General features: G+C 56.9%; 23 protein-coding genes. 5 read left to right on the forward strand and 18 right to left on the reverse strand.

The window, feature by feature from the left end; genetic code table 11:
- Positions 1-67: 67 nt before the first annotated feature.
- Positions 68-763, reverse strand: a complete 696-nt coding sequence (locus FGZ14_RS10960; RefSeq protein WP_139924190.1) for a DUF4288 domain-containing protein — start codon at positions 761-763, stop codon at positions 68-70.
- Positions 764-805: 42 nt separating this feature from the next.
- Positions 806-1,240 (reverse strand): GNAT family N-acetyltransferase, encoded by a 435-nt coding sequence (locus FGZ14_RS10965; protein ID WP_139924192.1) that lies wholly within the window; start codon positions 1,238-1,240, stop codon positions 806-808.
- Between the two features lie 129 nt (positions 1,241-1,369).
- Here FGZ14_RS10965 and FGZ14_RS10970 point away from each other — a divergent pair, with 129 nt between their 5' ends.
- Entirely contained in the window at positions 1,370-2,968 is a 1,599-nt protein-coding gene (locus tag FGZ14_RS10970) for a glycerol-3-phosphate dehydrogenase/oxidase (RefSeq protein WP_139924194.1), read from the forward strand.
- Here FGZ14_RS10970 and FGZ14_RS10975 read toward each other — a convergent pair.
- From FGZ14_RS10975 to FGZ14_RS11035, 13 genes are all read right to left on the reverse strand, one after another.
- Positions 2,965-3,600, reverse strand: coding sequence for a hypothetical protein (locus FGZ14_RS10975; RefSeq protein WP_139924196.1), 636 nt, complete (start codon positions 3,598-3,600; stop codon positions 2,965-2,967). The genes FGZ14_RS10970 and FGZ14_RS10975 overlap by 4 nt on opposite strands.
- A 24-nt stretch (positions 3,601-3,624) precedes the next feature.
- Positions 3,625-4,506 (reverse strand): ChaN family lipoprotein, encoded by an 882-nt coding sequence (locus tag FGZ14_RS10980; RefSeq protein WP_139924198.1) that lies wholly within the window; start codon positions 4,504-4,506, stop codon positions 3,625-3,627.
- Positions 4,507-4,623: 117 nt separating this feature from the next.
- Entirely contained in the window at positions 4,624-5,955 is a 1,332-nt protein-coding gene (locus tag FGZ14_RS10985) for an ABC transporter permease (RefSeq protein WP_139924201.1), read from the reverse strand.
- Between the two features lie 41 nt (positions 5,956-5,996).
- The gene (locus tag FGZ14_RS10990; protein WP_257883208.1) at positions 5,997-6,953 is read right to left on the reverse strand and encodes an ABC transporter ATP-binding protein; all 957 of its coding nucleotides are present in this window, start codon (positions 6,951-6,953) and stop codon (positions 5,997-5,999) included.
- A 124-nt stretch (positions 6,954-7,077) separates the two neighbouring features.
- Positions 7,078-7,725, reverse strand: a complete 648-nt coding sequence (locus FGZ14_RS10995; protein WP_139924204.1) for a hypothetical protein — start codon at positions 7,723-7,725, stop codon at positions 7,078-7,080.
- Positions 7,725-8,231 carry an RNA polymerase sigma factor gene (locus tag FGZ14_RS11000; protein ID WP_139924206.1) on the reverse strand — a complete coding sequence of 169 codons (507 nt, stop codon included), beginning with the start codon at positions 8,229-8,231 and terminating at the stop codon, positions 7,725-7,727. The genes FGZ14_RS10995 and FGZ14_RS11000 overlap by 1 nt, the downstream gene beginning before the upstream one ends.
- A gap of 322 nt (positions 8,232-8,553) precedes the next feature.
- Positions 8,554-9,696: a molecular chaperone DnaJ gene (gene dnaJ / locus FGZ14_RS11005; RefSeq protein ID WP_139924208.1), complete on the reverse strand. Its 1,143-nt coding sequence runs from the start codon at positions 9,694-9,696 to the stop codon at positions 8,554-8,556.
- Between the two features lie 132 nt (positions 9,697-9,828).
- Positions 9,829-10,419, reverse strand: coding sequence for a nucleotide exchange factor GrpE (locus FGZ14_RS11010; protein ID WP_139924210.1), 591 nt, complete (start codon positions 10,417-10,419; stop codon positions 9,829-9,831).
- A 207-nt stretch (positions 10,420-10,626) separates the two neighbouring features.
- Positions 10,627-11,625, reverse strand: coding sequence for a GTPase ObgE (gene obgE / locus FGZ14_RS11015; protein WP_139924213.1), 999 nt, complete (start codon positions 11,623-11,625; stop codon positions 10,627-10,629).
- Between the two features lie 209 nt (positions 11,626-11,834).
- A complete protein-coding gene (locus FGZ14_RS11020) occupies positions 11,835-12,458 on the reverse strand; it encodes an adenylate kinase (protein WP_139924215.1) in 624 nt (207 codons plus the stop codon).
- A 121-nt stretch (positions 12,459-12,579) separates the two neighbouring features.
- On the reverse strand, positions 12,580-13,119 hold the full coding sequence (hpt, locus tag FGZ14_RS11025) for a hypoxanthine phosphoribosyltransferase (protein WP_139924218.1): 540 nt from the start codon (positions 13,117-13,119) through the stop codon (positions 12,580-12,582).
- A 101-nt stretch (positions 13,120-13,220) separates the two neighbouring features.
- Positions 13,221-15,431 (reverse strand): sodium-translocating pyrophosphatase, encoded by a 2,211-nt coding sequence (locus FGZ14_RS11030; protein WP_257883209.1) that lies wholly within the window; start codon positions 15,429-15,431, stop codon positions 13,221-13,223.
- Between the two features lie 195 nt (positions 15,432-15,626).
- The gene (locus tag FGZ14_RS11035) at positions 15,627-16,541 is read right to left on the reverse strand and encodes a M20/M25/M40 family metallo-hydrolase (protein ID WP_139924220.1); all 915 of its coding nucleotides are present in this window, start codon (positions 16,539-16,541) and stop codon (positions 15,627-15,629) included.
- A 145-nt stretch (positions 16,542-16,686) separates the two neighbouring features.
- Between FGZ14_RS11035 and FGZ14_RS11040 the strand changes: the two genes are divergently transcribed.
- Positions 16,687-17,910 carry a tol-pal system protein YbgF gene (locus FGZ14_RS11040; RefSeq protein ID WP_257883210.1) on the forward strand — a complete coding sequence of 408 codons (1,224 nt, stop codon included), beginning with the start codon at positions 16,687-16,689 and terminating at the stop codon, positions 17,908-17,910.
- Positions 17,911-17,931: 21 nt separating this feature from the next.
- Positions 17,932-19,290, forward strand: a complete 1,359-nt coding sequence (locus tag FGZ14_RS11045; protein WP_139924224.1) for a hypothetical protein — start codon at positions 17,932-17,934, stop codon at positions 19,288-19,290.
- Here the strand turns inward: FGZ14_RS11045 and FGZ14_RS11050 are convergent.
- Positions 19,242-20,309, reverse strand: a complete 1,068-nt coding sequence (locus FGZ14_RS11050; protein WP_139924226.1) for a glycosyltransferase — start codon at positions 20,307-20,309, stop codon at positions 19,242-19,244. The two genes, FGZ14_RS11045 and FGZ14_RS11050, sit on opposite strands and share 49 nt — an antisense overlap.
- 186 nt (positions 20,310-20,495) lie before the next feature.
- Here FGZ14_RS11050 and FGZ14_RS11055 point away from each other — a divergent pair, with 186 nt between their 5' ends.
- Positions 20,496-21,446: a glycosyltransferase family 2 protein gene (locus FGZ14_RS11055; protein WP_139924228.1), complete on the forward strand. Its 951-nt coding sequence runs from the start codon at positions 20,496-20,498 to the stop codon at positions 21,444-21,446.
- Complete coding sequence (rffA, locus tag FGZ14_RS11060) at positions 21,446-22,582, forward strand: dTDP-4-amino-4,6-dideoxygalactose transaminase (RefSeq protein WP_139924230.1); 1,137 nt, start codon at positions 21,446-21,448, stop codon at positions 22,580-22,582. Before FGZ14_RS11055 ends, rffA begins: the two co-directional genes overlap by 1 nt.
- A 31-nt stretch (positions 22,583-22,613) precedes the next feature.
- On the opposite strand, the gene FGZ14_RS11065 is transcribed toward rffA, so the two are convergent.
- Together FGZ14_RS11065 and FGZ14_RS11070 are read right to left on the reverse strand one after the other, a co-directional pair.
- Entirely contained in the window at positions 22,614-23,801 is a 1,188-nt protein-coding gene (locus FGZ14_RS11065; protein WP_139924232.1) for a glycosyltransferase, read from the reverse strand.
- A gap of 69 nt (positions 23,802-23,870) precedes the next feature.
- Entirely contained in the window at positions 23,871-24,647 is a 777-nt protein-coding gene (locus tag FGZ14_RS11070) for a glycosyltransferase family 25 protein (protein ID WP_139924234.1), read from the reverse strand.
- Positions 24,648-24,704 lie beyond the last annotated feature (57 nt).

The raw sequence follows: 24,704 nt of genomic DNA on the forward strand, positions 1-24,704 counted from the left end.
TACTACCCTCATATAAAGGCTAAACCTTATGATGAATAATGAGCCTCTGTGGTTCATGCCGCCTACTTTATTCCGCTTTTCCGTCCCAGGTTCTTTCCAGTGTCATACGGCGATTCTTAATGCCGGAAAAGACCTCTACCCCACCTAGAGCAGTAAATTCTGAAAGCTTAGTTATCCCCGTTTCGTAGCAGTCATCCAAGCTCTCCACTTTCCACCTTACCAAATAGCCATCTGAGTTTAAATAAGGCTCAGAGTAGGTTGAACTAGCTGCCTCCACTCGGCCGTAAGCATCCTCTCTCGAGGAGGCCTTAATAAGAACAAACCGTTCCTCGCAGCCCTGCAAGCCGTCCTGTTTGCCTTCTATCTGAATAGCAACCGTCATTCTCACGCAGAAGAACTGGTGTACTTCTTTCTTACGGCGCACTATTCTCTTGCTTCCGGCTGCATTGCCAATGGTTACCGACTTAACCTGTTCAATGCTACACAAAACCGGAAGCTTAGCAGCCGGCAAGCTGCACCGCATGCCTCTAGGCCGACGGTTATCAGGCGAAGGAGAATGCGCTACAGGCTGAATCTGGCCGACTACCACCTGAATATTCTGCCGCATTATTTCATTTATCCTTTTCACCCGTTGGGCAGGCAAAAGGGGTTGTAGCTCCTCCGTGGGCGGGTAATTAAAATGAATAGAAACCTCTATCAAGGCATCCTCCGGCAGGCCACCTAGCTTCCACTCCTTCAAATTTGAAATTTTATTCGACAGCATTTATAACACACTCATTAACAAGCACAAATAACCTCACTATAATTACCTCTTCCACACCTCCACCCTCATTTCAAACCGAATTCCCCCCTTCTTGGTCCGGCCGGTGTCCTGCCAACCTTGGCGGCGGTAGAACTCTTCGGCGCGGGTGCCAGGAGCAGTGCTGAGCCAGACGGGTTCAGCGGTTTGGGCGAAGTACCAATCCAACATCCGGTCGTGCAGCTGCTTGCCGATACCCTGCCCGGCAAACTCCGGCTGCACGAACAGGGCCCAGATGCTGCGGCCCACCAGATCGGCAATGCCAAAGCCAACAACCTCGCCCGCTACCTCGCACAACCAGCCTTTACCGCGTTGCGCGAGGTACTCGGTGTAGTCCTGAGTTGTGATGCGGCCGGGGTCGGATAAGCGGTTCTCCTGCACCGACAGGCGCACCCGCGAGAGTTGCGGAATATCCGTTAACTGCGCTTCGCGAAACAGCATAGGCCTGATTAGTGAGAGTTTTGGCCCAGCCTACCAGCAGCCGGGTCCGGGCCAAATTATCTATTTCCCCGGCAATCCGTTGAGGAAGCAGAGCGGCTGGCTTATCGTGCCAGGCGTGCTACCCCTTCTATGTCACCAAACCCTTCTGCGTCCATCTTTCAGCGCGAAACGCTTTTGCAGCAGCTACAAGCCCAGCCGCTGTGGGATGTAGTTGTGATAGGGGGCGGTGCCACGGGGCTAGGCGTGGCGCTGGATGCCATCAGCCGTGGCTACAAAACCCTGCTGCTGGAGCAGGCCGATTTTGCTAAGGGCACCAGCAGCCGCAGCACCAAGCTGGTACACGGCGGCGTGCGCTACCTGGCCCAGGGCGACGTAGCGCTGGTGAGGGAAGCTTTGTATGAGCGGGGCCTGTTGCTGCAGAACGCGCCTCACCTCGTCAAAAACCTCGATTTTATTATTCCCAGCTATACCTGGTGGGGCGGCCCGTTTTATGCCATCGGGCTGAAGCTGTATGATCTGCTGGCAGGCAAGCTCAGCCTGGGCACCAGCAAACTGCTAAGCAAAGCGGAAACCCTGCAGCGCCTACCCGCCATTAGGCCCGAAGGTCTGCGCGGCGGCGTGCTTTACCACGATGGACAGTTCGACGATGCTCGCCTGGCTGTTAATCTGGCCCAAACGGCCATTGAGCACGGAGGTGCCATTCTTAACTACCTGCAGGTGAATGGGCTGCTGAAAGACGGTTCGGGCAAGATTACGGGGGTAGCCGCCACCGACCTGGAAACCGGCACTACCTACCAGGTGCAGGCCACGGCCGTCGTGAATGCCACTGGTGTATTTGTAGATGAAATTCTGCAGCTAGATGAGCCCGGCGCGCCCAAGCTGGTGCAACCCAGCCAGGGTGTACATCTCGTGCTCGATGCCTCCTTTCTGCCCGGCCCCCATGCCCTCATGATTCCGAAGACCGAGGACGGGCGGGTGCTGTTTGCCGTGCCCTGGCAGGGCCGCGTGGTAGTGGGCACCACCGATACACCCCTGCACACAACCCGCCTGGAGCCTCAGGCCCTCAATAAAGAAATCGAATTCATTCTGCGCACGGCCGCCGCCTACCTTACCCGAGCGCCCAAACGCTCCGATGTGCTCAGCATTTTCGCGGGCTTACGGCCGCTGGCCGCGCCCCAGAGCGGCTCTGCCTCCACCAAGGAAATTTCGCGCAGCCATAAAATTCTGGTTTCCCGTTCGGGCCTGGTCACCATCACGGGCGGCAAATGGACCACCTACCGCCGCATGGGGCAAGATGCCATGGACAAGATAACTGCCCTGGGCCTGCTACCCCCTGCCCCGAGCCAAACCGCCCACATGCCCATCCACGGCGCGGCTCCGGCCACTGACAGCGGCCACCTAGCCCGGTACGGCTCCGACTTGCCAGTTCTGCAAGAGCTTATTGCCCAACGCCCCGAGCTTGGCCGTCCTCTGGATGAGGCCCTTGAGTTTCTGCAGGCTGAAGTAGTATGGGCTGCCCGCTACGAAATGGCGCGCACCGTGGAAGATGTGCTGGCCCGCCGGGTGCGGGTGCTTTTCCTCGATGCGCGGGCAGCCATCCGGATAGCTCCGCAGGTAGCCAAGTTCCTGGGTCAGGAGCTCGGCCGGAACGAGCAGTGGCAACAGCGGCAGGTAGAAGCCTTTACAGCCCTGGCCCGGCACTATCTGCCCGAGCAGTCTGCGGATTAAGCAAACTGGTAGGGGTAGCCGATTTCCTGCAGATCGGTTTCTAACTGGGCCCAGTCTTCCAGCGGATCAATCAACTCTTTTACCAGCTCCCGGGCCAGGGGCTCGTGCTGATAAATACGGGCCACGGCATCGGCGTCTATCGGGTCCCGGTCGGTTTCGTCGATGTAGTACTCGTTGGCCCACTCGGCGTAGGTTGCAGGGTTGCCGTCGAAGATGAACAGGAGCTCTTCTGAGCCATCGTCCTCATCGGGCAAGATGCCGGTTTGCCAGCCGTGGGCCGGCGTGTACCAGAGGCAGAACGTGGTACCAATGGAGTTGACCGGCTCCCCGAGCATAAACTCATCAAAAACCTCGGGCAGGCCCCGCGTCACCTGAGCTTTATCGGGTTGGTCGTAGCCATCGAGGTAGCCGTTGATACAGCAGCCTTCCTCCCGGAACAGCACCAGCATCTGGTCGCCTTCTCCATCGTTCATTTCGAACAAAGCCTCGCCTTGGTCCCAGTTGGGGTCGAAGGTGTAGTAGCGGTATTCCAGGTCCTGGGAGTTGATGGCATCGAGCACGGCCAACGACTGGCAGAGGCGGCGCAAGCCCGCCATATCAGGGAGGGCGGCGTAGTTTTGAGTGGAAAGCATTGCAGAGGGGGTGAGGGGGTAGGCTTAATACGTCTTGGTCATATCCTGGGGTACTACCAGCACAAAATCGGCCTTCTGCTGATTCTCCTTATCCAGCTTACTGAGCTGCTCCTGGGAAACCGTGCTGATGGTCAGCACCTTCAGTTTGGGGTTTTGCTGGCGCAGGTAGGCCAGAATGCCGTCGTGGTTGTCGGAGTGGTATGCGCCGTTGAGGTGGAGTAGCAGGTGGCCTTCGGGGCGGGCCTGGTTGAGAAAGTGGGCCATAGTCGCATCCTTGAGGGCCTGGGCCTGAATAATATTCTGCACCCCGGCGGCGTGGGCCGCGTCGCCCCCAAACATTTTCGCCATGTTTTTATAGCCGGGCAGCTCATAATCTACCGCAAGCGGCAGGGGCGCCATCCAGGCCTTCTCCGAAGCTGGCAGCTCATTGAGCGCCGCGAGGCTGCCCTTTGCCACTTGTGAGGCGTAGCGGCGCGGCACGTTGGTGCCCACCACCCGAAACTTCTGCTGCTTGGCCAGCTGTAGCAGGGGCTTGTAGTCGGTGGCGTAGTTGGGCCAGGGGCGGCTTTGCTCCTCAAACTCTTTATCCGACAGCTCGCCGGTGGTGTACTGGTCCACCAGGGGTTGCACATCGCGCTCAAACATTTCCAGGCCCAGCACTAGTTGCCCTTGCCGCAGGCGCAGCAGGTCTTTGGTTACCTGCAGTTCCAGCCAGTGGGCCATGGGGTCGTTGTGCTGCTCCCCGAAGAATACCACGTCGGCGGCGGCCAGTTCCTTGAGCATCTTATAGTAGTCGGCGGCTTTGCCGACGGCCGTGAACAGGCGGTAGGCCGGCTTATCATCGGCCCGTAGGGTCAGGGAGGTTAGTAGCAAAAGCAGGGGTAGGAACAGGAATTTTCTGGTCATAGGAAATCAGGGCGGCCGGCAGAAGCTTGGGTGCAAGGTAGCAGAAAGCCCCGGCAGCTGCTTTTCAACAGCTACCGGGGCTTTCTGCGTTCAGTACCGATTTAGCCAGAAACTGGTTTAGCCTTTATAGAACAGCCACTTCGACAGTTCGCCGTAGGTTACCTTCTTGCCGTACATCAGAATACCTACCCGGTAGATGCGGCCCGCCAGCCAAATGGTGCCCAGGAACCCCAGAATCAGCAGGAGCATCGACAGGCCTAGCTGCCACATGGGCACGCCCCCAAAGGGCAGGCGCATCATCATGGCAATGGGCGAGGTAAACGGAATCATTGACATCCAGAAGGCTACCTGCCCGTTGGGGTTGGTGGTGAGGGTAGCCTGGGCCACTACGAAGGTGAGCACCAAAGGCATGGTCACGGGCATCATGAACTGCTGGGTGTCCGTTTCGCTGTCCACGGCCGAGCCGATAGCCCCGAACAAGGCACCGTAGAACAGGTAACCTCCCAGGAAATAAAACAGGAAGCAGCCGGCAATCATCCCGAAGTTAAGGTCAGCTTCTTTGAAGGCCTTTACAATTTCGTTGCCTTCCTTTTTGGTTTCTTTGGCTTCCACCGTAGCCGTGGCACCAGCAGCGGTATTCACCCGCTCCACGCGGTTCTGCACAATCTTGTCGGGGCTGACGGAGCCTGCTATGGCCGAAGTAATGCCAAACGACAGAATCACCCATAACGCTAGTTGCGTAAATCCTACCCCGGCAATGCCCAGCACTTTGCCCATCATCAGCTGGAAGGGCTTCACGGAGGAAATAACCACTTCCACGATGCGGTTGGTCTTTTCCTCCATCACCCCGCGCATAATCTGAATGCCGTAGATGAAGATGAACATGTAGATCAGAAAGCCGCAGGCGTAGGCCACGCCGGTGCTTACGCCAGTGCTGGAGCTCCGCTCCCCATCTTCACTTAAGCTAATGGTTTTCAGGCTCACATCGGCCTTCATGGTCTTCAGTACGGCTTGGTCGAGGCCGGCATTTTTGAGGCGTTGGGCTTCCACCGCGTTTTCCACGGAACGCTCAATGTCTCGTTGCAACGTCATGCCCAGGCCTTTGCGCGAGAATACCTGAAACCCGTCGGGGTTGGCTATATCCAGCTTGGGCACGTACAGCAGGGCGTCGTACTTGGCTTTGTTGAACTCTGCTTTGGCGGCAGGCAGGTCTGCCGACACGCGCTTGAACGTAATATCATTCTGGGGGTCAGGCAGCTTATCCGTGAACAGCCCTCCGGCGTCGGCCACGGCCACCACCTTGTCCTTATCCGACAGGGTAGCAATGAGCACGGGCACGGCAAAAATGGCGGCCGTGAGCAGCGGCCCCAGCAACGACATAATCAGAAAGCTCTTTTTGCGCACCCGGGTCAGGTACTCGCGCTGCGCAATCAACCAGATTTTCGACATAGTAAAGGTCTTTTCAGATGCAGAAGGAAAGGTAAGTTGCGCTAAGCCAGAGCGGTATCCGTTTCGGGCACGTAATCGGGCTGGGTTTCGCGCACCCGCCGAATAAAGATGTCGTTGATGCTGGGCACCAGTTCCCGGAAGGCGTGTACCTCCACGCTGCCGGCCCCAATCAGGTAGCGCAGCAGGTCGTTGGGAGTGGTACCGCCGTGCAGGCGAATGATGTCGTAGAAGTGGCCGTTTTCGCGCTCCTGGTGTTTGAGCACCTCAAAGTCGGGGTGCATCACCATCAGCCGGCCTTTGCCTTCCACTTCGTACGTCTGGGCGCGGTAGGCGTCGCGAACCTCGCGCACGGAGCCATCGAGCACTTTGCGGCTGCGGTTGATGAGGGCAATATGGTCGCACATCTCCTCCACCGATTCCATGCGGTGAGTAGAAAAGATGATGCTGGTGCCCCGGTCGCGCATGGCCAGAATCTCATCCTTGAGCAGGTTGGCGTTGATGGGGTCAAAGCCCGAGAACGGCTCGTCGAGAATCACTAGCTCCGGCTCGTGCACCACTGTGGCAATAAACTGTACCTTCTGCTGCATGCCCTTGCTTAGGTCCTCGATGTTTTTCTCCGACCATGACTTGATATCGAAGCGCTCCAGCCAGCCTTTGATTTTCTGCCGGGCTTCGTCCTTGCTCAAACCTTTCAGCTGGGCCAGGTACAGGAGCTGCTCCCCTACCTTCATTTTCTTGTAGAGGCCGCGCTCCTCGGGCAGGTAGCCAATGCGCCCAATATGGGAGGGGTTCAGCTTCTCGCCCCGGAACAGTACCTCGCCCGCATCGGCCCCGGTTATCTGGGTGATGATGCGGATCAGGGAAGTTTTACCGGCGCCATTAGGCCCTAACAGCCCAAAAATAGAGCCCTCCGGCACCGACAGGCTCACGCCGTCGAGGGCGGTATGAGCGGCGTACTGCTTGCGCACGTCGCGCACTTCGAGGATAGGTGGTTTCACAGCAGAAAGGCAAATTGGTTGTTGATGTAATATTACAGGAACCCGATAAAGCAGAGGCATAAATTCCAACCAACCGGCAGATTACTGGCCTGAACTGTCAGAAACGTAGCCTGAACGGGCTGCCTCAGGCCTCTAACTCCCGTAGGGCCTCTTCCAGCCGGTCGAGGTGCTGGCCGTAGCGGCGCTGCTGCTTAGCCTTGCCCACAATAAACAGCGCCGTTATCACAAGCGCAACCCCGAGGCAGCCCAAAACGAACACCGTAACGTTCCGGCCCCAATGCTCGGCTCCGGGACTCAGGTAAGCCAGCAGCTCTGCGTGTGTTTTGTACAGAAACATCCCGCATACCACTAGCAGCGCCCCGATGCCCATTACCCAGCTCGTCCGCAACACTTGCCGCAGCTTCTGGGAAGTCGTCTTCAACTGGTTATAGAGGTCGGCGTTGCTGTCTTCCATTTGCCGCACCAGCTGCAAACGCCGGTACACAGATGCCGCCAGTACCACCAGCAGCGCCGCCACCAGCCCCACAGCCATGAGGCGCGACTCAGTAGTGAGAGTCTTCCGGCTCATGATGTTGAAGACGTTGAAAAGATTCAGCAACAGAATAGGAATGCTGAGCTTCATATCCCGCTGCACATTTTGCTTCAGCTGGGCAATAGGACCGATGGTGCGTTGGGCTAACATAGTGCGTAGGATTTGTTCAGTGGTTTCGGGAGTGGGTGCCGGGCCGGATGGCTGCTGCTGCCAGCGGCGGCGAAAATCATCGAGTTCCATCAGGCGGGTTGGGTTAGCAGGTGGCGAAGCTTGTCTTGCACGCGGTGCATTTTCACACGCACGTTGTTTTGGGTGATGCCCAGGATGTCGGCCATGTCCTCATAGGTGCGCTCTTCCAGATACAGCAGCACGAAGGCTTTTTCCACATCCGAAAGCCGCTCAATGGCTTGGTATAACTGGCCTAAGTCCTCGGCATCGGGGCCAGCGTCAGGGGGCGCGGCAACATCGGGCAGGGCGGCCCCGAAGCGCTCCGGCGGGGGCTTGCGCGTCCGCAGCCGCAAATCAGAAATAGCCACGTTCAGGGCCACCTGATACAGCCAGGTGCTGAGCTTGGCCGAGGCCCGGGTCTGATAGGCTGGCCACGCCCGCCACAGTTGCAGCACGATGTCCTGGTAGAGGTCCTGCTGGTCGTCGGCATCGGCGCAGTACATGCGCACCACCCGCCGCAGCAAGGGCTGGTACTGCTGAAGCAAGTGCAAGAAATCCGGCGTGAGAGCAGCAGGCATATGGTGGGGAAGTTTGCCGGATTTATCGTAGAACCCGGCCCCGCATTACAGCCGTCTTCAACTTTTTTTCTTCCTACCCGAGCCCAACACCAAAAGCTTCCGACCAGCCACCCCCGCACCGCCCGAACAATACCCCTACCCCATCCATCTGCCTAAACCCTTCCCGGCAAACGTCAGCAACATCAACCCGCCGGAGCCCAATAGGCTTTGCATAGCGGGCCGGGGTAGGAAGCCCAAACAAAAAAGCCTGCCTCCCCATCAAGTGGGAAAGCAGGCTCTGAGCAGGATCATCGGAATCCGGTGAATCCGTCTAAATCCGTGATTATTGGAAGTACTCCTTCACTTTCTCGAAGAAGCCTTTCTCGTTTTTACCGGGGTTGGGCGTGAAGTTGCGGGCATCGCGCAGCTTTTCCAGCAGCTCACGCTCTTCGCTGGTCACGTTCTTCGGGGTCCAGACATTCAGATGAATCAGCTGGTCGCCGCGGCCGTACCCGTTGATGTCCTTGATGCCTTTGCCGCGCAGGCGCAGGATCTTGCCGGGCTGAGTGCCGGGGTCCACCTTGATTTTCACCTTGCCTTCAATGGTCGGCACCTCAATGCTGGCGCCCAGGGCCGCATCCACGAACGAGATATATTGCTCGAACATGATGTTGTTGCCGTCGCGCTTGAGCACTTCGTGTGGCTCCTCCTCAATCTGAATTAGCAGGTCGCCGGGTACCCCGCCGCGCTCCGGGAAGTTGCCTTTGCCGTTCATGCTCAGCTGCATGCCCTCGGCCACGCCCGCCGGAATGTTGATCGGAATAACCTCTTCGTGCAACTGGCGGCCGTCGCCGTGGCATACGTCGCACTTGCTGGTTACCACTTTGCCCTCGCCTTCGCAGGTAGGGCAGGTAGAGGCGCTAACCATCTGACCCAGCATGGTTTGCACCACGCGCTTCACCTGGCCCTGGCCGTTGCAGGTGCCGCAGGTTTTGAGGTCGGTGCCGTTTTTGGCGCCGGTGCCCGAGCAAGTGTTACACGCCACGTAGCGCTTCACCTTGATCTTTTTCTCGACGCCGTTGGCTACTTCTTCCAGGTCAAGTTTCAGCTTGATGCGCAGGTTGGAACCCTTGCGCACGCGCCGCCCGCCCTGCTGGCCGCGGCCACCCCCTCCGAAGAAGCCTTCGAAACCGCCGCCGCCGAAAATGTCGCCAAACTGGGAGAAGATGTCCTCCATGTTCGGGCCGCCGCCATTACCGCCGCCGGCCTGGTGGCCGAAACGGTCGTAGCGGGCGCGCTTCTGTTCGTCGCTGAGGACCTCGTAGGCCTCGGCGGCTTCCTTAAACTTGTCCTCGGCGGTTGGGTCGTCGGGGTTTTTATCGGGGTGATATTTGATGGCCACCTTACGGTAGGCCTTCTTTATCTCGTCGCCCGAAGCGTTTTTGGCTACGCCCAACACCTCGTAATAATCTCGCTTCGTTGCCATGATCTTACTGTACTTGGCTTGTCATGCAGAGGCGCAGCCGAAGCATCTCGCGTGCTGACATTATAGGGTTACTGCTTTAACGATGCCACGCGAGATGCTTCGGCTGCGCCTCTGCATGACGTTCTGATTTTTCTACTGGCCCAGTACCACCTTGGCGTGGCGGATTACCTTGTCGCCGAGGTAGTAGCCTTTCTCTACCTCATCCACAATCTTGCCTTTCAGATCTTCCGACGGGGCCGGAATCTGGGTGATGGCCTCGTGCAGATCAGGGTCGAAAGCGCCGCCCTTTGCTTCCATGGAGGCAAGGCCCTTCTGGTTCAGGGTTTTCTGGAGCTTGTTGTAAATGATGTCAATGCTTTCACGCACGGTGCCAGCATCTTCCGTGTCCTTGGTGTGGTGGCGGGCCCGATCGAAATCGTCCAGCACGGGCAGCAAGGCCACCATCAGCTCCTGGTTGGCGGTCTTGAACAGGTCGGCGCGCTCCTTGGTGGTGCGACGCTTGTAGTTTTCAAACTCGGCGGCCAGGCGCAGGTATTTATCCTTCAGATCGGCCAATTCGGCATCAGCTTTGAAGCCCTGTTCCGGGGTAGCCTCCGCGCCCTCTACTTCCCCAATTTCGGGGGCATTGGGCTCTTCGGGCAGCTCGCCGGCAGCGTGGTTACCTGAGGCGCTGGTCTGGTCGAATTGCGTTTCGTCGGGTTGTGGAGTTTTATCGTCAGCCATTTTCGCTTGAAATCGTCGGAATGGGTTGAATCGGGAAGACATAGAGGCTACGCTGGGCGCAAGGAACTTGCCAAAGCTTGATTAGCTGTCATTGTGGCACAGAAACCTCCGGCGGCCCGCAGTTAGTTCAGCCGGAGTGTCGTATTCCGGGTAGCTCGACGGTAGCCCGAAGTTTGCAAAGTGACAAGGGGTAGCAGATTCTGCCTCTTACTCCTGCGCGTGCAGGGCCTGCCAGATCATATCCTTCAGGGGCTGGATGTTCTTGTTGGTCAGGCTGGAAATGAAAATGGTGGGCAGGTCGGTGGGCAGCGTTTCCCGGATTTCTCCCTCCAATTCCTCGTCCAGCATATCCGACTTGGTAATGGCCAGCAGGCGCTTCTTGTCCAGCAGTTCGGGGTTGAATTGTTCCAACTCGCTGAGCAACACCTGGTATTCGGCGTTGATGTCGGGCGAGTCGCAGCTGATCATGAACAGCAGAATGGAGTTGCGCTCTACGTGGCGCAGGAAGCGGTGGCCCAGGCCCCTACCCTCGGCAGCGCCCTCAATAATGCCTGGAATGTCGGCCATCACAAACGACTTATAGTCGCGGTAGGCTACTACCCCCAGGTTGGGCGTGAGGGTCGTGAAGGCGTAGTCGGCAATCTTGGGTTTAGCGGCCGACACCACCGACAGCAGCGTGCTTTTGCCGGCATTCGGGAAGCCCACCAGCCCTACATCGGCCAGCAGCTTGAGCTCCAGAATCACCCACTCATCAATGCCGGGCTCGCCGGGCTGGGCGTAGCTGGGCGCCTGGTTGGTAGCCGACTTAAAGTGGTCGTTGCCAAGGCCGCCGCGGCCGCCGGGCGTGAGAATGAGGCGCTGGCCGTGCTCCGTGATTTCCAGCTTTTTCTCGCCGGTTTCCGCGTCGCGGGCAATAGTACCGAGGGGCACCTGCACGATAATATCTTCGCCCTGGGCACCGGTGCGCAGGTTTTCGCCGCCGCTTTCGCCGGGCTTAGCAATCAGGTGCTTCTGGTACTGCAGGTGCAGCAGGGTCCAGAGTTGGGAGTTGCCCTCCAGAATAATATGACCACCCCGGCCACCGTCGCCGCCATCGGGGCCGCCGTTGGGCAGGCCCTTGGCCCGGAAGAAGTGGTGCGAGCCTGCCCCGCCCCGGCCCGAGCGGCAGTTGATCTTGACGTAGTCGATGAAGTTATTAGAAGCCACTGGCGTAGAATTAGGTATTAAGAATGAGGAATTAAGAATCAAGACATTCCTAAGTCCGCCTTCTTAATCAAATGGTCTGAAAACAACTGTCATCCTAAGCGCAGCGAAGGACCCCTACCTAACTCGTTGGAGGAAAGCAGTAGAGGTCCTTCGCTGCGCTCAGGATGACAGAGGGGTCTGCCGCTACGAAAGCCGTAGCAGCGGCAAAGTTACGCTTTTACTTCGTCGGTTGCCTGGCGGCTGCCTTCGGTAGTGGCGGGCTGGTGCTCATCGAGGATGGCGCAGATCTGGCCGAAGATGTCTTCGATGGCGCCAATGCCGTTCAGGGAGTGGAATTTCTGCTGCCCGGCGTAGTAGCCGGCTACCTGGGCGGTTTCGGTATTGTACACCGTTACGCGCTTGCGGATTTTTTCTTCGTTCTGGTCGTCGGGGCGGCCCGAGGTTTTGCCACGCTCCAGCAGGCGCTTCACCAGCTCTTCCTCATCTACTTCCAGCGCTACCATGCACGAAACGCCGGTATCGTGCTGGGCCAGCAGCTGGTCGAGGCTTTCGGCCTGGGGTACGGTGCGGGGGAAACCGTCGAAGATAAAGCCGGCGGCTTGCTTGTTGGCTTTCAGAGCGCTGTCAATCATGCCGATTACTACCTCGTCGGGAACGAGCAGGCCTTCGTCCATGAGCTTTTTGGCCCGCAGGCCCAGCTCGGTGCCCTGAGTAATCTGGGCGCGGAGCAGGTCGCCGGTGGAGAGGTGAACCAGGTTATAGCGGGCAATCAGCTTCTGGCTTTGCGTTCCTTTGCCGGCGCCGGGGGGGCCGAAGAGCACGAGATTCAGCATGAGTAGCGGGGAGTTACGCGGGGAAGAAGAAAATACAGGGGTTTAGGCAATATAAGCAACGGAAGGGAAAGCCTTTACGGACGCCAGCGAATTTTAGCTGACCCGGCGGGCAGTATTCCTCCTACACGGCTTTGTACACATCGGGGTAATTGCGGCCCAGGCCATCGTAGTCGAGGCCATAACCCACAATAAAATCATTGGGGATGCTCAGGCCCACGTAGCGGATAGACAGCTCATGCTGCAGGCACTCGGGCTTGAGGAAGAGGGTAGCCACTTCCAGGGAAGCCGGCTGCTTTTCGGCCAGCGTATCCAGCAGCATCCGCATGGTGTGGCCAGTGTCCACAATATCCTCCAGAATAATGACCGGGCGGCCCTGCAGGTCTTCCGTGAGGCCCAGCAACTCTTTCACTTCGCCGGTGCTGCTGGTGCCCTGGTAAGAGGCTACTTTGATAAAGCTCACTTCGCAGTCGAGCGTGATGTGCTTCAGCAAATCAGCGACGAACATAAATGAGCCGTTTAGAACTGCCACGAACAGGGGCGTCTGGCCGGCGTAGTCCTGGTTGAGGCGGGCGGCTACGGCCTGCACCGCTTCGGCGAGCTGGGTGGCCGACAGGTAGGGCTCGAACTGCTTGTTGTGCAGCGAAATATGGTCCGGGGTCATCCGTTTGGGGTTGGGCCGTAGGTGAGCGGGCGGGCAAAGGTAGTAGAAAAAAGCCGCCTTCCCGGTGAAGGAAGGCGGCCTGGGTAGTTGAGCTTATGGCGTTAGGGGGTGAAAACAGTTGGCTGACTTACCTGCGCTACCGGGCGGCTGTGCTCGGCGGTGAGCCGGGGTGTTTGCTTACCTGGTTCCAGCGTCAGGGCCCGCTCGGGGGCGGCAATGTGGGGCGCAATCACCAGAGACACAATGCTCATGAGCTTGATGAGAATGTTCATACTGGGCCCGGAAGTGTCTTTGAAAGGGTCCCCTACCGTGTCGCCCGTTACGGAAGCTTTGTGGGCGTCGGAGCCCTTGTACTCCATTTTGCCGTCAATCATCACGCCTTTTTCAAACGACTTCTTAGCGTTATCCCAGGCCCCGCCGGCATTGCTCTGGAACATGGCCATCAGCACTCCGGATACCGTAACACCGGCCAGCGTGCCGCCCAGCACTTCGGGCCCGAACGCAAAACCTACGATGACTGGCACAATGAGGGCAATAGCGCCGGGCAGCATCATTTCCCGGATGGCGGCCTGGGTGGAAATAGCCACGCACTTCTCGTACTCCGGGCGGCCGGTGCCTTCCATAATGCCCGGAATTTCGCGAAACTGCCGGCGTACTTCCTGCACCATACTCATGGCCGCGCGCCCGACCGCCGAAATTGCGAGGGCCGAGAAGATAAACGGAATCATGGCTCCCACGAACAGCCCGCCCAGCACCCGCGCGTCGCTGATGTCAATGGCCGAAATGTTGGCCGTACCCATGAAAGCAGCAAACAGGGCCAGAGAAGTAAGGGCGGCGGAGGCAATGGCGAAGCCCTTACCGGTGGCGGCGGTGGTGTTGCCCACGGCATCCAAAATATCGGTCCGTTCGCGCACTTCCTTGGGTAGCTCGCTCATTTCGGCAATGCCGCCCGCGTTGTCGGCAATGGGACCGAAGGCATCAATGGCGAGCTGCATGGCCGTGGTAGCCATCATGCCGGCCGCCGCAATGGCCACGCCGTAGAGACCCGCACACTCGTAGCTGAGCACAATACCCGCCGCCAGCACAATAATGGGTAGCACGGTGCTTTCCATGCCCACGGCCAGCCCCCCGATGACCGTAGTAGCGTGCCCAGTGCTGCTCTGGCGGACGATGCTGAGCACCGGCCGCTTGCCCATGGCCGTGTAATACTCCGTAATGATGCTCATCAAAGTACCCACTACCAACCCGACCACCACGGCGTAAAACACATCCATAGCATCAAAGGTGGTACCCCGAATGGTAAGGTCTTCAGCGGGCAGAATCCACTGAATGATGAAGTAGGAAGCCACCGCCGACACCAGCACCGACACGTAGTTACCCAGGTTGAGGGCGCCCTGCACATTGCCGCCCTCCTTCACGCGCACCATCAAAATACCAACCAACGAGGCCACAATGCCCATTCCGGCAATAACCATGGGTAGCAAGATGGGTGAAAGGCCCTGAAACTGGTCGCCGCGGGCCACTACCTCCCGGCCCAGCACCATGGTAGCCAGAATGGTGGCTACGTACGAGCCGAACAGATCGGCGCCCATGCCGGCTACGTCGCCCACGTTATCGCCTACGTTGTCGGCAATGGTGGCGGGGTTGCGCGGGTCGTCCTCCGGAATGCCGGCTTCTACTTTGCCCACAAGGTCAGCGCCTACGTCGGCGGCTTTGGTGTAGATACCGCCCCCTACCCTGGCAAACAGCGCAATGCTCTCAGCGCCCAGCGAAAAGCCCGTCAGAACCTCCAGGGCAGTTTCCATTTCGATGCCGTTGGCCGTGCCGCCCTTGCTCACCACGAACATCTGGTAGAACACGATAAAGAGTGAGCCCAATCCCAGTACGGCCAGCCCTGCTACCCCCATCCCCATCACCGAACCTCCCGAAAAGGAAACGCTCAGGGCCTGGCTTAGGCTGGTGCGGGCGGCATGGGCCGTGCGCACATTGGCCTTGGTGGCAATCTTCATCCCGACAAAGCCCGCCAGCGCCGAAAATACGGCCCCGATGATAAATGCCACCACAATGATGGGGCTTGACTTCTCGCCGGTGCTTCCCAGGTAAAACAGAAAAGCCGAAGCAATAAGCCCGAAGAAAATCATCACCCGATATTCCGCTTTCAGAAAGGCAATGGCGCCATCGGCAATGTAGCCGGCAATGGTTTGCATGCGTTCATCACCGGCTGGTTGCCTACCCACCCAGCCCGAGCGCAGCCACGTAAACAGCAAGGCCAGCACCCCCAGGGCCGGCACTACGTAAAGAATATTCATCATAAGCGGTGGGAATAGGTTGAGGTGGTTGGGAGAGTGAAACTGGGAAAGAACGATTGGACGGGTAAAATAGAAGTTATTCCCTAATCCTCAAGCCTTAAGGAATATTCCTACCCCCTTCACAAAGCGAAACCCGGCCGGCGCAGCCGAGGAAAACCTCCGCTACCCCGGCCGGGCCACTCAACCTTATCGGGCGGCCTACAGCTCCTGCATCAGTACCTGGTACAGGGCCAGCATGCTGTCGATGTCGCGCTTGTCCACGATTTCGTCAGGTGAGTGCACATGGTCCTCGGGCGCCCCGATGAAGCACCAGTCCCAGGGTTGAGCCCCGTGCTGCAGCTCTTTAGCATCGGAGCCGCCGCTGCCTTCTACCTCCAACTGGTGCGGAATGCCGGCCTCGCGGGCAATGCGCCGGATGCGCTCCACATAGCTGCGGCGCGGAATCAGGGAGTCGCGCAGGGAAATGGCTACCCCCTCGCCGGGGCGTACACCTTCCGTTACCCAAGTAATATCGGATATGAGCGCCTGCCGGACTCCGTAGGTTTCGTAGATGTAGCGGGCCAGGTAGGCCACCGAGCCCCCGCCGTGTTCTTCCCAACATGAGAAAGCCACGATGCCATCCTGCAGGGTTTCGCAGAGGCGCAGGGCGTTCCAGACCCCCAGCCGGTTATCGAGGTAGCAGCTCTGCACGGTGGTGTCGGTTTCGCGGAAGTCGCAACGGAAGGTAAGCTCGGTGCCGCGCTCAATGTCGCGGTGAAAATCGTAGCTCAGAGCCCCGGTTTGCTCGTTTACCACCAGCGTACACTCAATCTCGCCCTCCTTATCCCGGCCTACCAGCCGGTAGCCGGTTTCGGCATCAGGCCCGCCGATGGGCACTAGCTGCCGGCCGTAGCGTACCGTAAATCCAATACTGTCCAAGTGAGCGAATACGGCGGTACGCGGCCTTCCAAATATTAGAATAATGCAATCCTGGAACTCTCCACCGGCCAGCACGGTTGGTTGAGTGCTCCACGAAGCTTGGTGCTGACGAATGTAGTGAAGCAGGAATTCTGTCAGGGGAGCTTCGTGGCCGGAAGGCGCGGCTATCTGGCACAGGGCTTGTAAAAGCTGCATATAGTGTATCTTATTTGTCCAAAACTAGGTCAAATGTTCTACTTTAGCTGTTGTAATGGGCAGTATAGGATATTTCCTGATTTGTGGTTGAAGGCTGCCCTTCGTTATTCCTATGTTTAGACGACTCCAATTTGTCCTGTTACTGTTGCTACTACCCTTAGCGGTATGGGCCCAGCAACCCGACACGGCGCGCCCCGCGCCCCTACCCGACTCGGTGCGGCAGGTGCAATTGGAAAACATAGACGTGGCCCCGGGTGCCATTGATACCAAAAGCTGGCTGCTGCTGGACAAGGACATTCAGACGGAGCTGGAAGGGGCCGTGTTCAACCTCTACAATTTTAAATACGATAAGGCCGAGCGCCAGTTCCGAAGCTTACGCCGCCGCTACCCCAACCACCCCATGCCCTACTTCCTGATGGGCCTGAGCACGTGGTGGAAAATCATGCCGTCGAACATTGCCAACACGCAGTACGACAAGATTTTCTTTGCCTACATGGATACGGCCGTTACGAAGGGCGAAGCCATGTACCGGGCCGATAGCCGGAACTACGAGGCCTGTTTTTTCCTGGCCGCCAGCTATGGTTTTGACGCCCGGCTGCACGCCGAGCGGCGCGACTGGCGCAAGGCTACGGTGGGGGCCAAACGCTCCCTCGACTACCTCGACAAAAGCAAGGAAGCCAATGGGCTGAGCCCGGAGTTTTTGTTTGGGCAGGCTTTGTTCAACTACTACGCTGTCTGGATTCCCGATAATTATCCGCTGCTGAAGCCTGTGCTGCTGTTTTTCCCGAAGGGCAACAAGCAGCTGGGCCTGCAGCAGCTGCGCAACGTAGCCGACAATGGCTTTTATGTGGGCCCTGAGGCACGCGTGTTTCTCATGCGCATCCTCATGAACGAGGAAGACAAGCCGGAGGAGGCCATGCCCATTGCCCGCTATCTGGCCACTACCTACCCCGATAATGGTTACCTGCAGCGCATTTACGCCAACGCCTGCTTCCGCCAGGGCGAATTCCGGGAGTGCGAGCGGGTTAGCCGCGACATTCTGGAAAAGCTCAACCAGGGGCTACCCGGCTACGAGGCCAACAGCGGCCGCTACGCCACGTATTTCCTGGGCTACCTGATGCAGAACAAGTATAAGGACTTCACCAAGGCCCGGGAGTACTACCAGCGCTGCATTGTGTTTGCCGAAACCAACGGCGAAACCAAGTACGGCTTCTACGTATTTGCCAACCTGGCCCTGGCCCGACTCGCCGACCGGGGCAAGGACGTGACGGCGGCCCGGCGCTACTACGGTGTGGTGCTGGACAAATCCGACCATGATTCGGAACAATACAAGGAGGCTAAAGCGTATTTGAAGACGAAACGAAAGTAGGAACGGCCTGCGCGCGACTGTATGGAACTCAAGGACCTTTTCTTAACCCCGCTCTACCTTGGTATTTTTTACGGAATAGCCTTTGCCGTGCGCAAGCGGTTTACCAACCCGATAAACAGGAGATATTTTATCCCAGCTTTATCTGTAAAGTTTGTAGGCGCCATAGGATTAGGCCTAATTTATCAGTTTTACTATGGCGGAGGTGATACATTCAACTATTTTAATCACGTAAAAATTGTATATCGAGCTTTTGGAGATTCACCAATTATCGGAGCAAAGTTATTAATTTCTCACGGTGAATATGATCCGGAAACCAGTAAGTATGCTGGTATGATGGAGTGGTATAGAGCACCTACAGAATTTTTTGTAATAAAAGTAGCAGCATTTTTTGGTCTACTTTGTTTTAACACATACACCGTAATCGGCTTGTGCTTTGCTGCCTTGAGTTTTTGCGGGATGTGGGCCATGTATTTAACATTCACTCGTATATACCCAATTGCGTACAAAAAACTAGCAATATCTATCTTTTTCCTCCCTTCAGTTTTCTTTTGGGGCTCTGGCCTTATGAAAGATTCTTTGTGCATGGGCGCGTTGGGGTGGGTATTTTACGGGTTTTATCATGCTTTTATCAATAAAAAGAATATAACAACAGCTATTACGCTAGCTGCTTTAGGTATATATATTATAATATCTGTCAAAGTATATATATTACTATCATTTTTACCGCCTGCATTGTTGTGGATATTCAATGAAAACAACCAGCGCATCAAGTCGGCCACTACACGTATGCTGTTAAAACCGTTATTTATAATAATGGGATTATTAGCATCTTACTTAGGTGCAACAAAACTTACAGCCGGGGATGAAAAATATGACATTGAAAAAATCGGCGAACGCACTAAAATAACCAAGGAATACCTAACTACTCAAGTCGTAAGTGGATCTGTGTACAATATCGGTGAAATCGACGGCTCAATTGGATCAATTCTTAAGGTTGCTCCTCAGGCAATTATTGTATCTTTGTACAGACCTTTTCTATTTGAAGCTAGAAATCCTGTAATGATTTTATCTGCTTTAGAGGCAACACTATTTATCTGGCTAACTGTTAACTTGTTTTACAAAACGGGTATTGCGAAAAGCCTTAGGCTAATTGCTAGCAAACCTATTCTAACATTTAGCTTTATTTTCTCCATCATTTTCGCTATTGGAGTGGGAACCAATAGTGGTAATTTCGGCACCTTGGTGCGGTATAAGATTCCACTAATGCCTTTTTATCTATCAGCCCTGTATATTATGCAGTTTATGGCCAAGAAAGCTCCGGCCCGCCGGCCTCAGCTAAACAACCCCAGGAAATTGCGGCGGTTGGCGACTACCGAGTAACGCTCCTCAATAGTGCGGCGGGCCGCCTCGCCCATTTGCGCCCGCAAGGCAGGGTTTACCAGCAGGCGCCGCAGCGCCGCTTCCCACTCGGCGGGGGTAGCGCAGATGTTGCCGTTCACGTTTTCCTGCACCACTTCCGTATTCATGCCTACCGGCGAAACCAGCGCCGGCTCGCCCAGGGCCATGTATTGCAGGGCCTTGAAGGCGCACTTGCCCTTAGCCCACGGGTCATCTTCCAGCGGCATCAGGCCCACGTGAAAGGTCAGCAGGTCCGCTATTTCGGTTTCCTTGCGCCAGGGCACGTACACTAAGCTGCGCAGGGGCAAGGCCGGCGGCTGGTTGGAAATCACCCGGAACTCGAAGTCGAATTCCTGCTCTAGGCGGGCCAGCACGGGCACTACCTGCTCAATGTACTTCAGGGTCGAGTGCGTACCGGTCCAGCCAATCACCAGCTTGCCCGGCGCCTGCTGGTCGCGCACCCGGTTATGCAGGTGCTCGGTATCAATGGTGGTGGGGTTGATGATGGCGTTGGGATTGAACTGCCGGGCGTAGTCGCGCAGGTAGGCGTTGCCGCAGCTCACCTTGTAGGCCCAGCGGCAGATGCTGCCTACCTTATGGTGCCACTTCACCCCGGCCACTATCTTGTTGGCCTCCGACGTGTTCGGAATCCAGATGGCGTCGTCGAAATCGTAGATGATTTTCTTACCCAGCACCTTGGCAATCAGCCACTCGAACACGGGCGGACCAATGGGCGAGGCTTCGCGGTGGATGAACACGTAGTCGTACTGCGGAACGGAGAACAGCAGGGCCGCCCGGCGCAGGAACCCGCCCAGAATGCCAGCTACCTTCTGCAACTGATGCCCGGGCTTGTAGAGAATGGCCCACGTGGCATCGGAAATGAAAGAAGCTACCCGGTACTGGTGCCCGGCAGCGGTCAGGGCCTCAAAGTACTGCTCGAAACGGAACCGTTGGGAAGGGGCTTTGCCGGTTGGATAGGGAACCAGGAACAGAATACGCATACTCAAAGGTAGGTAGGCCGGCGTTGCTCAGCGTTAGAACCGGCAAAGGTACGGCATCTGTTGTTGCATCGGCTACCCCGTAGCAGCTACTGCCGCCGACACAGTTCCGGCCTGTTATCTTTGCGGCCCAGCCACGCGGCCGTTCCTCGGGTGAGGAGGCCGATTCGCTGGTTCACTTTCCAGCGTATGCCGTCCGGTTCCTCATCTTCTCTCCCGCTCTTGTCCGTGGTTAGTCCCGTGTACCAGGCCGAGCAGGTCCTCGATGAGCTGGTGGCGCGCCTGGAAGCGGCCCTGGCCAACCTGCCCGTTGAGTATGAGATAGTTCTGGTGGATGATGCCAGTCGGGATGAAAGCTGGGCGGCCATCTGCCGGCACGCCGCGCGCACAACCCGCGTACGCGGCGTGCGGCTTTCGCGCAATTTCGGCCAGCACCACGCCATTACGGCCGGACTGGAGCACAGCCGGGGCGAGTGGGTAGTAGTGCTGGACTGCGACCTGCAGGACCGGCCCGAGGAAATCGGCCGGCTCTGGGCAACGGTCCAGGAAGACTACGATGCCGTGCTGGCCCGGCGCGGCCGCCGCACCGATTCGCCGTTTACCGTATGGCGGGCGCGCGCCTTTTACGCCGTGCTGTCCTACCTCACCGGCCAGCCCCAGGACCCCGAGGTGGGCAACTTTGGTATCTACCACCGCCGCCTCATCGATACGGTGCTGCGGCTGCGGGAAAGCACCCGTTACTTCCCCAGCATGGTCCGCTGGGCCGGCTTCCGGCAAACCTCGGTGCCCGTGCAGCACGGCCGCAGCGAGCGGCCCACCTCCTACTCCCTGGCCCGGCGCCTGCAACTGGCCCTGGACATCATGCTCACTTACTCCGACAAACCCCTGCGGCTGACGGTGTACTTTGGCCTGTTGCTGGCCGGTGTGGCGTTTGGCCTGGGCGTGGTAATGCTTGTGCGCGCTCTACGGGGCCAAATTGTGGTGCTCGGCTACGCGAGTCTGATTGTGTCGCTCTGCTTTTTCTCCGGCGTTCTTATTACCGTGCTCGGGGTTGTGGGCCTGTACGTGGGCAAAACGTTTGAGGGTGTGCGGGCCCGCCCCCTGTACGTAGTAGACACGGTTACCCCTGCTCTGGCCTAATGACGCCCATTCCCTTTAACAAGCCCTACCTGGCCGGCCCGGAGCTGGAGTATATTTCCCAGGCAGCAGCGCTAGGCAAGCTCTCCGGTAACGGCGTGTTTACCCAGCGCTGCCAGCAGTTTTTCGAGCAGCACTACGGCTTTGCCCGTGCCCTGCTCACGCACAGCGGCACGGCGGCCCTGGAAATGGCCGCGTTGCTGCTTGATCTGCAGCCCGGCGACGAGGTAATTCTGCCGTCGTTCACCTTTACTTCCACGGCCAACGCCTTTCTGCTGCGCGGGGCTACCCTGGTTTTCGCCGACAGCAGCCCCGCCCACCCCAACCTCGACCCCGCGGAAGTAGCCCGCCTGCTGACGCCGCGCACCCGCGCCGTGGTGCTGGTGCATTACGCCGGGGTAGCCTGCGACCTGGACGCGCTGCTACCTCTCATTCAGCAGCACAACCTGATTCTGATTGAGGACGCAGCCCAAGCTATTGAGTCGTACCACGGCACCCGCCGGCTGGGCACCATCGGGCATCTGGCGGCCTTTTCCTTCCACGAAACCAAGAACATCAGCGCCGGGGAGGGCGGCCTGCTGGCCATCAACGATGTCCGGTTTGCCGAGCGGGCCGAGATTCTCTGGGAGAAAGGCACCAACCGGGCCGCCTTCTACCGGGGCGAAACGGCCAAGTACGAGTGGGTCGATGTTGGCTCTTCGTTTCTTCCGTCGGAAATGACGGCGGCCTTCTTGTGGGCCCAGCTGGAGCACCGCCAGCGCATCCAGGACCAGCGGCTGCGGCAGTGGCACCGGTATCAGGAGGCCTTGGCGCCCCTGGCCACCGTAGGGGTAGGCCTGCCCTATATTCCGGCTTACGCCGCAGCCCACAACGGCCATATCTTTTACCTGCTGTGCCGCTCTTCCCAGGAGCGGCAGCAACTCATTAACCATCTGGCGGCCCACGATATTCTGGCCGTCTTCCACTACCAGCCCCTGCACGACAGTCCCTTCTTTCGCCCCCACTACACCGGCCCGGACTTGCCCCACGCCCAGTACTACGCGGCGCATCTCGTCAGGCTGCCGCTATACTACGAGTTAAGCGAGGCGCAGCAAGGCCGAGTAGCGGAGCTGATTATGCAGTTTTACTTTTCTTCGTAGTTGGCAGCTTTAACTAGGTAAGAATACCCAGCTATTGCAATAACCGCTTGTATTCCCCCACGTAGCGCCCGATAGCAGTTTGCAAATCATAGTACTCCTGAGCTTTCTGGCGCAGGTGGCGGCCATCCTTCTGCAACAGATCGGGAATGGTACGGGCGGCGGCCTCGTAGCCCGCTGGCTCCAGCCGGGATACTACTGTGCCACCGTCTGTCTGCCGGATGATATCCGCTACGTCCCCTACCCCATCATTGCAGATGACGGGCAGGCCCATAGCAAGAATCTCTCCGAGCTTGGTGGGTGAGCTGGCTTTCTTAGAGTAGCTCTGCTTAATAAAGAACAGATTCAGATCAGATGCTGCCACCAAACCAGGCACTTCCTTCCGGGTAGCGGGCCGGACCAGGAAATCAGTGGGCGCCAGCCCGGACACTTTCTGGGCGGCCTCCAGCACCATTTCCGGCGGCTCCTGGGTTACGAACAGCATTTTAGCGTCCGGGTAGTGCTGCTTAATGACGGCGAACTGCGCCAGCATTTCATCCAGCAGGTACCAAGCGCCTATGGAACCCAGATAGCTAACCACCAGTGCCTTATCATCGTAGCCGAGCTGGCGGCGAGCTGCCAGCCGGTCCTGCGGGGTCAGCAGAGGAAACACCGAGAAATCGGCGCTGCACGGGATGACCGTAATGGGCGTACCTAGGTAGGCCGGCCAGGTCTGCATTTCCCCCTTGCCGTTTTCCGTGAGGCTGATGATGCCGTCGGCGGCAGCAATAAACTCGGTTTCCTTGCGCTTGTAGGTGCGGTAGGCCCGGCGGTAGATGGGGTTCTGCAGATTCCACATGCCGCCTTCTACCCGTTCATCCACCCAGAAGCCGCGCATATCAAACAGGAACTTCACCCCGTACTTGCGCTTGAGTAGGAGCCCTACTTCGGCACTCACGTAGCTGCGGCAGTGGGTCATGTCGAAGCGTAGTTCTTGGTGCAGAGCCAGCGCCTTTTGCCGCAGTTGGTACCGGTCGTAGAACTTGGCCAGCACTGGCGGCTTACGCGTGAAGAAGATGTGCTCCCACCGGATTCCAGCCGGTTCTGTAATGGCCCGGATGGTTTTCTCGTGTTGGGTAAATCGCTCCTTTTTTTCCGTTGACAGCAGCGTAATCTGGTAGCCCTGCTGGGCCAACCCCACCAGGTAAGGCAACACCTGCGACTGTCCCAGGGGGTCAGTCATACCGTCGTAGGAAATGTATAATATTTTCTTGCTGTTACTTTTCACAAACGAAATTTATTTATTCGGCGATTAGACAAACTCTATATTCAACATCCTTTTTCGCATAATTTCTCGCCTTTTTTTCATGATATTATATAAGGGATATACTCTATACCTATCAATTATTTCTAACAGCATACCTTTAATGCTGCCAACAGCTACATAGTCGATGGAACTCTTGAAATCGGCTGGTTCAACTGCAAATGGATATATACATCTAATACTTTCCACTGCTCCATTATCGATAAATTTACCCCATGAATCAGCGGTCGACTTTACGGGCGATTGATACTCCAGCATGGTCCTACATGCGTCATTAGTGATAATATAAGCATTAGCAGACACAAGCTGCCTGGGATCCATCGAATCGAATATGCTATAGCAATTGTTTATTTTCACCTCTGTATTTTTGAGTAACGTTATTTTTTTCCATGCCGCATAATACAATAACACTATTTCGTTTTTATTTAAGTCGTTGTTGTTAATATTAGACACAATATCGATAATATCTGCATTGATATTACTATCATCTTCAAATATTAATCCCAAATCAATATTGTCATTTAATATTTTTTCATAAACAGATACATGACTTAACGAGCAGGCCAGAGCTCCTTTGCTTACCCAATAAGCATTCTCCTTAACAAAATCTAAATCAATTCTAGAATCATTATCTAACAAATTTTTACCATTAACAGCTTCTATTATCTCATAATCGATGTTATATTTTATTAGTTGTTTCTCAATGTTAATTCTACGCTCTACAGCTGATGGAAGGTTGATTACAAAAGCCTTTATCTTCTTCATTTCATTTTTTTAAAAGATTTAACAGTATATCTCCTTGCGAGATTTATTGTTATTGTT

Origin of the sequence: Hymenobacter sp. DG01 (genome assembly GCF_006352025.1) — a bacterium.
Lineage (GTDB): Bacteria > Bacteroidota > Bacteroidia > Cytophagales > Hymenobacteraceae > Hymenobacter.

What these genes read in the sequence shown, in the direction of transcription:
- FGZ14_RS10960 (WP_139924190.1), bottom strand. Translation starts at nt 763, where the DNA reads ATGCTGTCGAATAAAATTTCAAATTTGAAGGAGTGGAAGCTAGGTGGC.
- FGZ14_RS10965 (WP_139924192.1), bottom strand. Translation starts at nt 1,240, where the DNA reads ATGCTGTTTCGCGAAGCGCAGTTAACGGATATTCCGCAACTCTCGCGG.
- FGZ14_RS10970 (WP_139924194.1), top strand. Translation starts at nt 1,370, where the DNA reads ATGTCACCAAACCCTTCTGCGTCCATCTTTCAGCGCGAAACGCTTTTG.
- FGZ14_RS10975 (WP_139924196.1), bottom strand. Translation starts at nt 3,600, where the DNA reads ATGCTTTCCACTCAAAACTACGCCGCCCTCCCTGATATGGCGGGCTTG.
- FGZ14_RS10980 (WP_139924198.1), bottom strand. Translation starts at nt 4,506, where the DNA reads ATGACCAGAAAATTCCTGTTCCTACCCCTGCTTTTGCTACTAACCTCC.
- FGZ14_RS10985 (WP_139924201.1), bottom strand. Translation starts at nt 5,955, where the DNA reads ATGTCGAAAATCTGGTTGATTGCGCAGCGCGAGTACCTGACCCGGGTG.
- FGZ14_RS10995 (WP_139924204.1), bottom strand. Translation starts at nt 7,725, where the DNA reads ATGGAACTCGATGATTTTCGCCGCCGCTGGCAGCAGCAGCCATCCGGC.
- FGZ14_RS11000 (WP_139924206.1), bottom strand. Translation starts at nt 8,231, where the DNA reads ATGCCTGCTGCTCTCACGCCGGATTTCTTGCACTTGCTTCAGCAGTAC.
- dnaJ (WP_139924208.1), bottom strand. Translation starts at nt 9,696, where the DNA reads ATGGCAACGAAGCGAGATTATTACGAGGTGTTGGGCGTAGCCAAAAAC.
- FGZ14_RS11010 (WP_139924210.1), bottom strand. Translation starts at nt 10,419, where the DNA reads ATGGCTGACGATAAAACTCCACAACCCGACGAAACGCAATTCGACCAG.
- FGZ14_RS11020 (WP_139924215.1), bottom strand. Translation starts at nt 12,458, where the DNA reads ATGCTGAATCTCGTGCTCTTCGGCCCCCCCGGCGCCGGCAAAGGAACG.
- hpt (WP_139924218.1), bottom strand. Translation starts at nt 13,119, where the DNA reads ATGACCCCGGACCATATTTCGCTGCACAACAAGCAGTTCGAGCCCTAC.
- FGZ14_RS11030 (WP_257883209.1), bottom strand. Translation starts at nt 15,431, where the DNA reads ATGATGAATATTCTTTACGTAGTGCCGGCCCTGGGGGTGCTGGCCTTG.
- FGZ14_RS11035 (WP_139924220.1), bottom strand. Translation starts at nt 16,541, where the DNA reads ATGCAGCTTTTACAAGCCCTGTGCCAGATAGCCGCGCCTTCCGGCCAC.
- FGZ14_RS11045 (WP_139924224.1), top strand. Translation starts at nt 17,932, where the DNA reads ATGGAACTCAAGGACCTTTTCTTAACCCCGCTCTACCTTGGTATTTTT.
- FGZ14_RS11050 (WP_139924226.1), bottom strand. Translation starts at nt 20,309, where the DNA reads ATGCGTATTCTGTTCCTGGTTCCCTATCCAACCGGCAAAGCCCCTTCC.
- FGZ14_RS11055 (WP_139924228.1), top strand. Translation starts at nt 20,496, where the DNA reads ATGCCGTCCGGTTCCTCATCTTCTCTCCCGCTCTTGTCCGTGGTTAGT.
- rffA (WP_139924230.1), top strand. Translation starts at nt 21,446, where the DNA reads ATGACGCCCATTCCCTTTAACAAGCCCTACCTGGCCGGCCCGGAGCTG.
- FGZ14_RS11065 (WP_139924232.1), bottom strand. Translation starts at nt 23,801, where the DNA reads ATGACTGACCCCCTGGGACAGTCGCAGGTGTTGCCTTACCTGGTGGGG.
- FGZ14_RS11070 (WP_139924234.1), bottom strand. Translation starts at nt 24,647, where the DNA reads ATGAAGAAGATAAAGGCTTTTGTAATCAACCTTCCATCAGCTGTAGAG.